The following is a 13,919-nucleotide window of genomic DNA, read 5'->3' on the forward strand; positions in this document are numbered from 1 at the left end:
AAGCAGGCTTTTTTATTGAAGCTAGACTACTAAACCAGAATCTCGCGTTTGCCATTAGCACCCATACCACTGACAATGCCGTTTTCTTCCATCTGGTCGATGATCCGTGCAGCACGGTTATAGCCCAGACTGAATTTACGTTGCAAGGATGAAGTAGAAGCCTTACGGGTTTCCAAAACAAAAGCAACACACTGGTCATACAGCGCATCGCGGTCTGATCCACCGTCGCCACCGTCTTCAAAACCACGGCTCGATGGCTCTTCATCAAATGGCGTCAGGATCTCGTCGACATAATTTGGTGAACCACGTTCACGCCATGCATCACAGATCCGGTTGACTTCGTCATCGGCAATAAAAGCGCCATGCACACGCTCAGGTTCGATTTTACCCGGACCCAAGAACAGCATGTCACCGTGACCGAGCAAGTCTTCTGCACCACCCGCATCCAGAATAGTACGCGAGTCGATCTTGGAGTTAACCCGCAATGCGACACGTGTTGGAATATTGGCTTTGATCAAACCGGTGATTACATCTACTGAGGGACGCTGGGTCGCAAGCAGCAAATGAATACCGGCCGCACGTGATTTTTGTGCCAGACGGGTAATCATTTCTTCGGCTTTTTTACCCACCTGCATGATCATATCCGCGAACTCATCCGCGACAATCACAATAGAAGGCAACGGCGTCAAACGCGGCGCACGCTCACCCACAACAGAATCGCTAGCTTTCCAGGTTGGATCGATCAGGTCTTCACCATTGGCAATCGCCTCTTCCACCTTGCGGTTATAGTCGCTCAGTTTACGGATTTTCAGGAAAGACATCAGCTTATAACGACGTTCCATCTCATTGACACACCAGTTCAATGCGCTGACCGCATCTTTCATATCGGTGACTACAGGCGTCAACAAATGTGGAATATCATTATAGTTTGCCAGTTCCAGCTGCTTTGGATCGATCAGAATGAGACGCAATTCATCTGGGGTATATTTCAGCAACATCGATAGAATCATCGAGTTGACCGCCACCGATTTACCGGAACCTGTGGTCCCTGCCACCAGCATATGCGGCGCTTTACCCAGATCAGCAATTACCGGATTACCGGAAATATCCTTACCCATTGCCATAGAGAGAATACTATTCGGATCAGTAAAGGCGGGAATGGTCAAAAGTTCGATTAAACGGACCATTTCACGGGTACTGTTTGGTACTTCAATTCCGATATACGGCTTGCCTGGAATGACTTCAACCACACGCACCGATGCCATCGACATCGAACGTGCCAGATCACGCGAAATATTCGTCACTTTAGAAGCTTTTACCCCTGGCGCCAGATCCAGTTCAAAACGTGTCACGACTGGACCTGGCTGTGCTTCTACCACCTTGGCTTTGACGTTGAATTCTTGTAACTTGATTTCAAGAAGTTCAGATAAACGTGCCAGCTGCTCTTCGGTAAAATTCACTTTTTTATTTGGATCGACTTCATCCAGTAAATCCAGACCTGGAAGCGGTGATAAATCTTTACGGCGCTCTGCCACCTGCATGGCACGTGACATCGGACGTCCTGATGCATCAGTTAAAGGCGCATCAAAATCAAACTCGTCTTCATCCTGTGGCTTGCCAGCAGTTTCATGCCAGGCTTCAATAAAATCTTCTTTGGATAATGCTTCCCGGACTGCAGCATTGCTGGCCGAAGTGGCAGATTTAGCCTGCTCTATACCCTGATGCTGAATCGGGGCCTGTACAAAAGCAGAAGATTGCGCATAACTCGATGCACGTACCGGTTGCCTTGGTTCATCTTCCTCAATCAGCAAATCACCCAGGTCATCCAGATCGGCCTGTAATGCGCTATTTTTCACCCCATGTGCCGTTGCCATAGCAGCCATAGCCGGAGCAACATTTACCATATCCTCTACAATTCTTGAGGTCTTTTCAGCCGTTACCGGATTGAATGGGCTATGCACATCCGTCGCTGTCTTGCCCTGTGGAACCGCAGCCAGAAGCTCGTCAAAGATTTCATCATCATCCCAGTCCAGGCCTGTATGTGGCGCAGATGTGGTTCTGGTTTGAGAAGGAGCCTGCGCTGAAACAGCTTGTTCTGCAGCTAAAGGCGATACAGAAGAGTTAAGCTGTTCCTCTTCGGCTGCTTTGAGTAAGGCATCAATATCCTGTTTATGGCGCTGATCCTCAGTAGAATGTAAGGCACGCCATATCTGCCCTGTTGCTACCACACGATCAGACTGTGGTGGCTCTTGCTGTGCTTTTTTAAATGTTTCGACTGGCTCCTCAGCAACCTGCTGCACATTTTCAGGAATATCGTCATCGAACCGGGATTGCTGGGATTCTTTATCGGCAAAATCATCAAATAGACGTTCAGCCACCTGATCACGCACTACCGGATCTATTTCTACCAGTTGATGCTCAGGCGCAGGCGTGACTGCAACCGCTACTTTTTTCGTAGTATTGACTGGCTCTTTTTTCGCAACAGGTGCAGTACGGTCAAAATCAGACATGCCTTCAGGCACATTACGGTAGAACAGGTCTTGTAAATAAGCAGGCGTTGCTTTGAGGCTGCTCCAGGTCTTGTTCCACTTCACCCCAAACGCCAAGGTAAATAATACCACCCAAAGCACCAGTAGGAAGAATGCTGCACCATATACAGTCAGCAGTTGTTCCAGACTCTGACCTAATTCATAGCCAATAATACCGCCGGAAGAATTATCCAGCGTATCTGCAGGCACTTGCCAAAATAAAAACAGCAATGCTGAGGTGGTCAGTAACAGGAAGAATTGGGCAGCATAGCGAAATGGCCGGTTCAGGAAGCTGCGCGGCCACCAGACCTGAATTGCTTCCATAAACAGATAGACAGGAATCAGCAGACTTGCCCAACCGAGAAAGCCAAACAAAAGGTCTGCAATCCAGGCACCCGCAACCCCACTCGCATTCGAAACGGTTTGTGTATCACTGGAAATGTGCATCCATCCCGGATCAAATGGCGTATAGGTCACTGTTGCAAGAAACAGATAAATCCCAAATGAGACTAAAAATAATGTCATTATTAAGCGCTGTGCATAGGCACTCGACACCGCTGTCATATACTGTCCTGTAACCAATTCTTCATGAATATTCTTTTGCTTTAATACTTAAAAAAAGCGACGCAATAATCTATATATTATGCACCTGTTCTATAAAAAAAGATGCACTATTGTGCAAGCACAATGTTACTTATGCTATATAGCCCAAATCGATTTCAATGATCAATAATATCGACTTTAATCTCACACCACTGTTATACAGTTTCACGTATAATTCAATAAATTTCTAAATAAAAAAGGATACAGCTGATGAGCGCACGTCACTCACGACTGATTATTTTAGGTTCTGGTCCTGCAGGCTATAGTGCAGCAGTCTATGCAGCGCGGGCAAACTTGAAACCTACCCTGATTGCAGGTTTGCAACTGGGCGGTCAGCTTACCACGACAACAGAAGTAGATAACTGGCCGGGTGATCCTGAAGGCCTAACCGGTCCAGCCTTGATGGAACGTATGCAGGCCCATGCAGAGCGCTTTGGCACCAAAATCGTATATGACCATATCAATGAAGTGGATCTTAACCAGCGCCCGTTCGTATTAAAAGGTGATATGGAAGAGTTTACTTGTGATGCCCTGATCATCTGTACCGGTGCCACTGCACAATACCTTGGCCTGGAATCTGAAGCTGCCTTTATGGGTCAAGGTGTCAGCGCTTGCGCGACCTGTGATGGTTTCTTCTATAAAAATCAGAAAGTGATGGTCGTAGGTGGTGGTAATACTGCTGTAGAGGAAGCGTTGTATTTATCTAATATTGCTTCTCACGTAACCCTGGTTCACCGCCGCGACTCATTACGTTCTGAAAAAATCTTGCAAGAGCATTTATTTGCTAAAGAAAAAGAAGGCAAGATCAGTATTATCTGGAATCATCAGGTCGATGAAGTCCTGGGCGATGCACAATCCGGCGTAACCTCAGTGCGTATTAAGTCAACCCTGGATGGCTCGACTCAAAATGTCGACGTGACCGGCATGTTTGTCGCAATTGGTCATAAGCCAAATAGCAGCATGTTTGAAGGCCAGTTAGAGCTTCGTGACGGTTATATCCAAGTGCAAAGCGGTACAGCAGGCAATGCAACACAAACTTCTGTACCAGGTGTATTTGCAGCTGGTGACATTGCTGACAGTATTTACCGTCAGGCCATTACTTCTGCAGGTTCAGGCTGTATGGCTGCGCTGGACGCAGATAAATATCTTGATGCGATGGGCAAACTGGACTAAGCAGCAACTATAAAAAGCCGTCCATCTTGGGCGGTTTTTTTATGTATGATAAAAATAGCCTATTTAAAGATCGGATTTTTGCATGCATCTCCTTCCTCCTTCACAGTATATATTTCCCAATCCGCTCGAGGTTGATCCTGAAGGTGAAGGCCTGATTTGTATTGGTGCAGACCTCTCCCCTTCCACACTTTTTGAAGCCTATACGCATGGTTTATTTCCATGGTTTTCAGAAGGTGATCCGATTTGCTGGTGGAGTCCGGAACCGCGTTGCATTATTCGCCCCGAAGATTACCATCCAAGCAAATCCCTGCTACGCAATATGAAAAAGCAGGATTATAAAATTACAGTCAACCATGCTTTTGAAAGGGTAATCCGTTGCTGCTCCCTGCCTCGTGCTTATGCTGAAGATACCTGGATCAGTGAAGATATCATCGCAGGCTATTGCGACATGTTTGAAGCAGGATACGGCTATAGCATTGAGGTCTGGGATGAAAATCGCATCGTAGGTGGACTTTATGGTGTGACCATCGGTCAGGGCTGTTTTGGTGAGTCCATGTTTAGTACACAAACTGATGTTTCTAAAATGGCTTTCTACACTTTAATGTTGATTGGGCAAGAAAATAAGCTGCCCTGGATTGACTGCCAACTGGTCAATGATCATCTGTTAAGTCTGGGTGCCTGTACACTTTCTCGCCAAGCCTATCTTAATTCGTTACAAGATATCGTAAAAAAGCCGGCGATTGATTGGAAAAAGTATCAGGAAGGTGTATTTTCAAGTAAAACAATAGCGCAAAACGCGCGATTAAGTGAATGAAAATAACAGAGGGTAGTTGTTATGAACTCTTATCAGCCCAAGGCCCTACTGAACGATTTACAGTATTATATTACGCCGCCGCATGATTGCAGCTATCTGCCCAATAAGTCGGCGCGCATGGTTTTTCTGGATCCTGCACATCGTATTGATGTGGTGACTTTATCTGAGCTGTCGCGTACCGGTTTCCGCCGCAGTGGTGATTTCGTCTATCGCCCTGAATGCCATCTTTGCCGTCAATGCCTGTCTTCGCGCGTACCTGTTATTGAATTTCGCATGAACAGTTCACAAAAAAAAGCCTGGAAACGTAATCAGGATCTGGTGATGAAAATTACCACTCCAGAGCAGGCGGGTGATTTACATTATGCATTGTATGAACGCTACATAAACGAACGTCACGCAGATGGCGACATGTTCCCTCCGACTCGCGATCAGTTTGAAAAATTTTTATTGCAAAGCTGTACTGATAGCTTCTTTCTGGAATTATGGCAGGATCAGCGTTTAATCAGCGTTTCCACCTGCGACCTGCTGGATGATGGCATTTCGGCCGTTTATACTTTCTTTGACCCAAATGAAAATCGCCGCTCACTGGGTGCATTTGCAATCTTGAAACAGATTGAACATGCACAAAAGCTTGGTTTGAAATTTGTTTATCTGGGCTACTGGGTTCCTCATTCAGCCAAGATGAACTACAAATCCCAATACCTGCCGCTTGAATTACTGATCGATGGACAATGGCGACGCTTAAATCATGCCTTGAGTGCCGCCGAGATTCAGCATTTGGGAAACTCATTAATGACAACCTTACCTAGCGGATGGAATCATCAGATTATTAAATAAGCGTCCGTCTCTCTTATTTAAACAGGCTGGCAAAATCATCCGTACATGCCTTGACCATAATGATGGCATGTTCACGACTGCTATTGGCATTTGGATAATAGTTCTTGCGCAGATCAATCTGATGAAAGCCTGATTTTTCATATAGCTTGATCGCAGCCTGATTACTCTCGCGTACTTCCAGGAAAATCTGCACCGGATTATTTTTCAGCATCGCCACTGAAGCCTCCAGCAACTGATAGCCCAGGCCTTGGCCCTGTTGTGCCGGATCAATCGCCATTAGCAATAAATTGGCTTCATCCAGCACCGGTTGTAAAATACAAAATCCGGCTACCTGCCCTTGCACTTCAATCACGGTACTTTGATAAGCAGTCACTGCATCCTGAAACTGCTTTAAGGTCCAAGGATGTGATTGGACCAATCTTTCAATTTTTACAACGGCCTCTACATCCGCTGCTTGCATCAAACGAATCATCTTCGTTCATCTTATATAGATTCAACCTCCGCATTATAGAAACTTCATAAAAAAAATCGAGTAAAAAAAAGAGCGATTCCAGTCGCTCTTCATTATTTAGCTTTATTAAATACCCAATTTTGTTTTCCAGCCCGCCAGCAGTTGATCTGTATCATGATCATTCGGATGGAATCCCGGTTTAAAATACATCAGCATTTCCTTAGCCATGCCGGTAATGATGCCTTTGGAAGGACTATAGGCATAGCTATAAATGGCCTTCAAGGATTCAAGATTGAACTGCTGATCCTGTTTGAGTAATCGTGCAAGGAAATAGCTTTGCACCACAAATAAGGTGGCCATTGCGATGACCAAGGAAGACGTACGCAGTGCATATGCTTTTAAGCCTTTGCCAAAAACCCCCTCAAAGACATCATAAGCGACTGCCTTATGTTCATTTTCTTCGACTGCATGCCATAGCCACATGGTTTTCATGGTCTCATCTGTCATCAGTTCCTGAATATGGCTATTGGTTAACAGCTGTGAAGCGATGGTTGCGGTAAAGTGTTCAAGTGCTGTTGTCGCGGTTAAATCTATCATTTCCTGGCTAATACCCACAGGTTTAGCCAACTTTGCCATGAACTTTCGCGTTGTTTGAATGACTTTATCGGTGTAATGATCAAGCGTATCGACATCATGACCATACCTTTGCGCAGAAGCATTAAAGCCGATATGCTCGTGAGTATGCATCGCTTCCTGACCAATGAAGGCGGAAATTTCTTTTTGTAAGGCTTCATTGTGGGCAATCGCAGGATGTTTACGCACCGCGCGGACTGAATCTATAAAAAACTTTTCACCTGCTGGAAACAGTGCAGATAATGCCGTCATAAAATGAGTAAGACCGGCTGAACCATTCATCCAGTATTCTGGTACAGCATCAAAATCGAAGTTCATGCGACGAACTGGAAAACTTGCACCCGCACGATTGGTAATATTTACTTTAGCGTTCATGTGACTACTCCCATCAAGCCCGTCCAGGCCTGAAAATGTAATATTCATATTCTTATCTGTATATTACGTGGGATTTTTTTTTACATAAGCGCTGTTTAGGTCAGGCCAATATCAGTTAAGGACAGCTTTAAATAAATTTGTCAGACAATTTATTTTTGGTTTTATAAAAATAAGAATTAAAAAAAGCGCCCCAAAGGAGCGCTTTTTTTACAATCAAGTGATTATGCAGTTACTTTAGAAACTACACCAGCACCAACCGTACGGCCGCCTTCACGGATCGCAAAACGTAGACCTGGGTCCATTGCGATCGGGTGGATTAGCTCTACTGACATCTCAACGTTGTCACCAGGCATAACCATTTCCACGCCTTCTTTAAGCGAGATCGCACCAGTTACGTCCGTAGTACGGAAGTAGAACTGTGGACGGTAACCGTTAAGGAATGGAGTGTGACGACCACCTTCTTCTTTAGAAAGTACGTATACTTCCGCATCGAATTTAGTATGTGGCTTGATCGCACCTGGTTTAGTCAATACTTGACCACGCTGTACGTCTTCACGCTTAGTACCACGAAGAAGAACACCACAGTTCTCGCCCGCACGACCTTCGTCTAGAAGTTTACGGAACATTTCAACGCCAGTAACAGTCGTTGTTTGTGTATCACGGATACCAACGATTTCAACTGATTCGCCTACTTTAACGATACCAGTCTCTACACGGCCAGTTACTACTGTACCACGACCAGAGATTGAGAATACGTCTTCAATCGGCATAAGGAACGGAAGGTCAATTGCACGCTCTGGCTCTGGGATGTAAGAGTCAAGAGCTTCAACAAGCGCAACTACTGCTGGCTCGCCGTATTGGCTGTCATCACCATTAAGTGCAAGAAGAGCAGAACCACGGATCACTGGAGTGTCATCACCCGGGAAGTCATAAGTAGAAAGAAGTTCACGAACTTCCATTTCAACCAGCTCAAGAAGCTCTTCGTCGTCTACAAGGTCGCATTTGTTCAAGAATACAACGATGTAAGGTACACCTACCTGACGAGAAAGCAGGATGTGTTCACGAGTTTGCGGCATTGGACCATCAGTCGCAGCACATACAAGGATCGCGCCATCCATCTGAGCAGCACCAGTAATCATGTTTTTAACATAATCGGCGTGGCCCGGGCAGTCTACGTGAGCGTAGTGACGAGTTGGAGAATCGTATTCTACGTGAGAAGTATTGATGGTAATACCACGTGCTTTTTCTTCTGGTGCAGAGTCAATCGCAGCGTAGTCTTTCGCTTCGCCACCGAATTTCTTAGCACATACAGTTGCAATCGCAGCTGTTAAAGTTGTTTTACCATGGTCAACGTGACCAATTGTGCCCACGTTAACGTGTGGCTTATTACGTTCGAACTTAGCCTTAGCCATGAGATCTTCCTTTTTGAACTGCTCATGCAGGATCACTGCATGAGCGCTTGGTTTTTAACTATGAATTAGTTTGGGCTTATAGTAATCGAAAGATTACTCGTCGTCACCTTTTTTACCGCCAGACTGGAACTTAGAAATAATGCCTTCAGCCACGTTACGTGGAGTTTCAGCATATTTAGCAAATTCCATAGAGTAAGTCGCACGACCTTGAGACATAGAACGCATTTGAGTTGCGTAACCAAACATCTCAGCCAGTGGAACTTCAGCACGGATTGCTTTAGTACCACCAGGTAAATCGTCCATACCCTGAACCATACCACGACGACGGTTTAAGTCACCCATGATATCGCCCATGTAGTCTTCTGGAGTTTCTACTTCAACTTTCATGATTGGTTCAAGAAGGATAGGATCCGCTTTCATGAAACCATCACGGAAGGCATAAGAACCTGCCATTTTGAACGATAATTCGTCAGAGTCGACATCATGGTAAGAACCATCAAATAGTGTCGCTTTGATACCCACAACAGGGTAACCAGCCAATACACCATTCTTCATGCGTTCTTGAATACCTTTATCAACCGCACCGAAGAATTCTTTAGGTACAACACCACCTACAACTTCTTCAGCAAACTCGTAGTCTTTACCAGCTTCTTCAACGTCCATAGGTTCTAAACGAACATATACGTGACCGAATTTACCTTTACCACCAGTTTGACGTACGAATTTACCTTCTTGCTCAACAGTCTTTTTGATTGTTTCGCGGTAAGCAACCATTGGTTTACCAATGTTCGCTTCAACGTTAAATTCACGTTTCATACGGTCAACAAGGATATCAAGGTGAAGCTCACCCATACCCGCGATGATTGTTTGACCAGATTCTTCGTCAGTGCGTACACGGAACGATGGATCTTCTTTAGCCAAACGACCAAGTGCGATAGACATTTTCTCTTGGTCAGCTTTAGTCTTAGGCTCTACAGCTAAAGAAATTACTGGCTCAGGGAATTCCATACGCTCAAGAGTAATGATGTTTTTCTCATCACAAAGTGTATCACCAGTAGTTACGTCTTTAAGACCTACACATGCTGCGATATCACCCGCACGGATTTCTTCAACGTCTTGACGTTCGTTCGCGTGCATTTGCACGATACGGCCGATACGCTCACGTTTAGATTTCACCGGGTTATATACTGGGTCGCCTTGTTTAAGAACACCAGAATAAACACGTACGAAGGTTAAGTTACCTACGAATTTGTCGTTCATGATTTTGAACGCTAACGCAGAGAACGGTGCTTCGTCAGATGCTTCACGAGTCGCTTTAGTTTCAGCTTTGTCATCAAGGATACCCTCGATCGCTTTAACTTCAGTCGGTGATGGCAGGAAGTCAATCACAGCATCCAACATACGTTGAACACCTTTGTTCTTGAACGCCGAACCACAAAGCATTGGTTGAATTTCACAAGCCAAAGTTTGAGCACGAAGACCAGCAATGATTTGTTCTTTCGACAAGTCACCATTGTTTAAGTATTCGTCCATCAACTCTTCAGATGCTTCAGCCGCAGCCTCAACCATGTTAGTACGCCATTCATTAGCCGTATCAACAAGGTCAGCAGGGATGTCGCCATATTCGAACTTCATACCTTGAGATGCTTCATCCCAGATAATCGCTTTCATTTCAATTAGGTCAACAACACCCTGGAAGTTTTCTTCTGCACCAACTGGAATAACCACTGGTACAGGGTGTGCACCAAGACGTGTTTTCATTTGTTCAACAACACGGAAGAAGTTTGCACCAGTACGGTCCATCTTGTTCACGAATGCTAAACGAGGCACTTGGTATTTGTTTGCTTGACGCCATACAGTTTCTGACTGAGGTTGAACACCACCTACAGCACAGTAAACCATACATGCACCATCAAGAACACGCATAGAACGTTCAACTTCGATTGTGAAGTCTACGTGTCCCGGGGTATCAATTACGTTGATACGGTGTTCTGGGAACTGTTTAGCCATACCAGACCAGAAACAAGTTGTAGCAGCTGAAGTGATTGTAATACCACGTTCTTGCTCTTGTTCCATCCAGTCCATTGTTGCTGCACCATCATGTACTTCACCAAGTTTGTGAGATACACCTGTGTAGAACAAAATACGTTCTGAAGTTGTGGTTTTACCAGCATCAATGTGAGCCGAGATACCAATGTTACGGTAACGAGAAATTGGGGTTTGACGAGCCATGATCTCTTGCATTCCTAAATTTTGTTGTTTAAAACAGGACGCTTTAAGCTGCTAGCAACTTAAAGCGTTTTGATGACAGTCTGGGTAAAACCCAAACCATCACTGTCCTGATAAGGGCCTGTTTTATTTGCTTAGAAACGGTAGTGAGAGAATGCTTTGTTGGCTTCAGCCATACGGTGCACATCTTCACGTTTTTTAACCGCTGCGCCTTTACCTTCAGATGCATCAAGCAACTCGCCAGCAAGACGTAAAGCCATAGTTTTTTCAGAACGCTTAGCAGCAGCATCTACTAACCAACGCATCGCTAGAGCAGTACGACGGGATGGGCGTACTTCCATAGGAACTTGGTATGTAGCACCACCAACACGGCGTGCTTTAACTTCGACCATAGGACGAACTTTTTCAAGCGTAGCTTCAAAGAATTCAACCGGGTCTACTTTAGATTTTTCTTGAACGCGGTCTAAAGCACCGTAAACGATACTTTCAGCAATAGATTTTTTACCATCTTGCATTACGTGGTTCATGAATTTAGCGATTGTTTGGCTGCTGAACTTAGGATCCGGAAGGATTTCACGAGCAGCGACTACGCGACGTCTTGGCATTTTAAAACTACCTATAAATATGACACTTCAGGTTTATCCAGCAGTAGCACAAAGTGTCATGTGCTTTCGCTGGCCTTACTACACGTCGCTTGAATTTCACAAAATTAAATGCAGAAATCAGACAAGCGAGACGATAAAGGATTACAGTTCTAGCGAACTAAGAATTTGATCTTGAAAGATTATTTCTTAGGACGTTTAGTACCGTATTTAGAACGAGCTTGGTTACGATCTTTAACACCAGCACAGTCTAAAGAACCACGAACGGTATGGTAACGTACACCTGGTAAATCTTTAACACGACCACCACGGATAAGAACAACACTGTGCTCTTGAAGGTTATGACCTTCACCACCGATGTAGCTAGAAACTTCGAAACCTGAAGTTAAGCGAACACGGCAAACTTTACGCATTGCTGAGTTAGGTTTTTTAGGTGTAGTTGTGTAAACACGTGTACAAACACCACGACGCTGTGGACAAGCCTTCAACGCAGGAACTTTAGATTTTTCAACTAAAGTCGTACGACCCTTGCGGATCAACTGATTTGTTGTTGCCATGTGGCAATTCTCCCGTTAATAAAAAGCCCCAAAAAACTACTACTTTTTGAGGGCATGCAATTGTAAGTCAAGATGCAAAATTGGTCAACCTAATCAAGTCAAGCAAATGCCGATTCTCACGACATTGCTTGCTTTTATAGCTTGATTAAAATCCGCTTATTTTTTCGAATTTTTTCCAGCTTTTTTTGTAACATTTTGGACTTCAGATTGAGGGTCTGATTTGTCCTGATTATCTGCCTCAAGCTCTGGAGTTTCTGCAGCAGATTCTGTCTCGGCAGCCGCATCTGGATGCAGTTCAGCTTCAATTTCCGGATTAAATGAAGTTTTAGTTAAAGCCGGTTGCTGTGACTGCTTGTCTGCGGCAGGTTCAACCAATTCATCGCTGAGCGCTTCCAGCCCTTCACTGACTTTTTCATCTTTCTTCACTTCAGCATCTTGAGCGCTTAAATCATTCTGTTCTTTTTTGACCAGTTTAACCTGACTGATTGTGCTATTACCCTCAAGTGGAATCTCTTTATCCATGATTGGCTTATCTTTTGGAGCTTCAACCGATGGAGAAGTACTTTCTAGCAGCTTGGGACTCGCCTGTTGCAACAAACTGACTGCTTTCTTATAGGCAGCATAAGGGGAAAGTTGTGAATCCTGGTGCTGAATCAGATATTGACGAGCATGGGAAAATGCTTCCTGAGCTTTCTGATTCACGTCCTCAACAAAGCGATGACTATATACAGCACCAATACCTGCACTTGCCAGAGGAGTCAGCCTGGTTAACTGCTCCAGTATCGAACTTTTCGGCAGATGATTCAGCCATTGCCATTTCGTTTCTCCCTCATGACGACTGAGCCATTGCTTGATAACACTGATATCGTTACCAGAACCTAGCATCGCCTGTAACTGGGAAATATCATGGCTTTTAAGGGTATTGCTTAACGCTTTTAAACCCAACAACAAAGTTTGCTTTTCTGCAATCAGACCGAGGTCGATCTGTTTAAAAATATGCTGGACGATTTCCTGGTCTTCTTCTTTACTCAAGTCAAAACCATAAGAACGGCCAACTTGATAGATGGTACGTAATGCCATAAGTAAAGAAGCCGGAATATCGATCGCAGTACCAATCACCCCTGAAGCACCACTGACCGCCCCCTGCACTGTTGCAATCCATTTATTTTGCTCACCCAAAGCTTGAGAAATCCGTTTGGAACGATCAACATCCTGAGTGAGTTCCTCTAAATCTTTCACTCCAGCCTCATCGAGAATGGCATCGACCGAACTGGTTTGATTACTGAATTGATTGAGACGCTCATAAAAATAATTCGATACTTTTTCGGTCAGGTCTGGCGCCACAAAGTGCGCAACATTATTTACGGTATTAAAACGGTTCCCGAGAAGTTGACGGGATACATTGGGAAGATGCTCACGGAGCATTTGCTGAGGATTGTCATATTTTTTTGAGGAAAAAACACTTTTCACCTTCGCTGAACCGTCAATCACCTGATCAGAGCCTGAAGGCTTCAGTGCTTTAGTCACTGAATCCGGTGCAACATGATTCAATAAATCCAATCCGGTTGAACTGAACTTTTTCGCCACTCCAAAGGCATTCGAAATCAGACCATTAGATTGTTTATTATTAGCATTTACCATTTTTTACCTCAGCATTCATGTGCTTGTATTTGGTATAAATACTAGGTGTAGTCAGCATTTATCT

General features: G+C 44.6%; 11 protein-coding genes. 3 read left to right on the forward strand and 8 right to left on the reverse strand.

Annotated elements, in window-relative coordinates; genetic code table 11:
• Positions 1-29: 29 nt before the first annotated feature.
• The gene (locus tag VXQ11_RS11830; RefSeq protein WP_416706111.1) at positions 30-3,092 is read right to left on the reverse strand and encodes a DNA translocase FtsK; all 3,063 of its coding nucleotides are present in this window, start codon (positions 3,090-3,092) and stop codon (positions 30-32) included.
• A 249-nt stretch (positions 3,093-3,341) separates the two neighbouring features.
• On the opposite strand from VXQ11_RS11830, the gene trxB reads away from it, so the two are divergent.
• From trxB to VXQ11_RS11845, 3 genes are all read left to right on the forward strand, one after another.
• Complete coding sequence (gene trxB / locus VXQ11_RS11835; RefSeq protein WP_416706112.1) at positions 3,342-4,304, forward strand: thioredoxin-disulfide reductase; 963 nt, start codon at positions 3,342-3,344, stop codon at positions 4,302-4,304.
• A gap of 82 nt (positions 4,305-4,386) precedes the next feature.
• A complete protein-coding gene (gene aat / locus VXQ11_RS11840; RefSeq protein WP_064095801.1) occupies positions 4,387-5,118 on the forward strand; it encodes a leucyl/phenylalanyl-tRNA--protein transferase in 732 nt (243 codons plus the stop codon).
• A gap of 21 nt (positions 5,119-5,139) precedes the next feature.
• Complete coding sequence (locus tag VXQ11_RS11845; RefSeq protein ID WP_416706113.1) at positions 5,140-5,955, forward strand: arginyltransferase; 816 nt, start codon at positions 5,140-5,142, stop codon at positions 5,953-5,955.
• Positions 5,956-5,968: 13 nt separating this feature from the next.
• Here the strand turns inward: VXQ11_RS11845 and rimI are convergent, their stop codons facing one another.
• The 7 genes from rimI to VXQ11_RS11880 all read right to left on the reverse strand — a co-directional run bounded on the left by rimI (position 5,969) and on the right by VXQ11_RS11880 (position 13,855).
• Positions 5,969-6,427 (reverse strand): ribosomal protein S18-alanine N-acetyltransferase, encoded by a 459-nt coding sequence (gene rimI, locus VXQ11_RS11850; protein ID WP_416706114.1) that lies wholly within the window; start codon positions 6,425-6,427, stop codon positions 5,969-5,971.
• 105 nt (positions 6,428-6,532) lie between these two features.
• On the reverse strand, positions 6,533-7,414 hold the full coding sequence (locus VXQ11_RS11855) for a metal-dependent hydrolase (protein ID WP_416706115.1): 882 nt from the start codon (positions 7,412-7,414) through the stop codon (positions 6,533-6,535).
• A 221-nt stretch (positions 7,415-7,635) separates the two neighbouring features.
• Positions 7,636-8,826 (reverse strand): elongation factor Tu, encoded by a 1,191-nt coding sequence (tuf, locus tag VXQ11_RS11860; RefSeq protein ID WP_416706116.1) that lies wholly within the window; start codon positions 8,824-8,826, stop codon positions 7,636-7,638.
• Between the two features lie 93 nt (positions 8,827-8,919).
• Positions 8,920-11,058 (reverse strand): elongation factor G, encoded by a 2,139-nt coding sequence (gene fusA / locus VXQ11_RS11865; protein WP_416681218.1) that lies wholly within the window; start codon positions 11,056-11,058, stop codon positions 8,920-8,922.
• Between the two features lie 131 nt (positions 11,059-11,189).
• A complete protein-coding gene (gene rpsG / locus VXQ11_RS11870) occupies positions 11,190-11,660 on the reverse strand; it encodes a 30S ribosomal protein S7 (RefSeq protein WP_064096978.1) in 471 nt (156 codons plus the stop codon).
• 179 nt (positions 11,661-11,839) lie between these two features.
• Positions 11,840-12,214, reverse strand: coding sequence for a 30S ribosomal protein S12 (rpsL, locus tag VXQ11_RS11875; protein ID WP_004783283.1), 375 nt, complete (start codon positions 12,212-12,214; stop codon positions 11,840-11,842).
• A 156-nt stretch (positions 12,215-12,370) separates the two neighbouring features.
• Positions 12,371-13,855: an EcsC family protein gene (locus VXQ11_RS11880; RefSeq protein ID WP_416706117.1), complete on the reverse strand. Its 1,485-nt coding sequence runs from the start codon at positions 13,853-13,855 to the stop codon at positions 12,371-12,373.
• Positions 13,856-13,919 lie beyond the last annotated feature (64 nt).

This window comes from Acinetobacter sp. 197 (genome assembly GCF_048148385.1).
Taxonomy (GTDB): domain Bacteria; phylum Pseudomonadota; class Gammaproteobacteria; order Pseudomonadales; family Moraxellaceae; genus Acinetobacter; species Acinetobacter pecorum.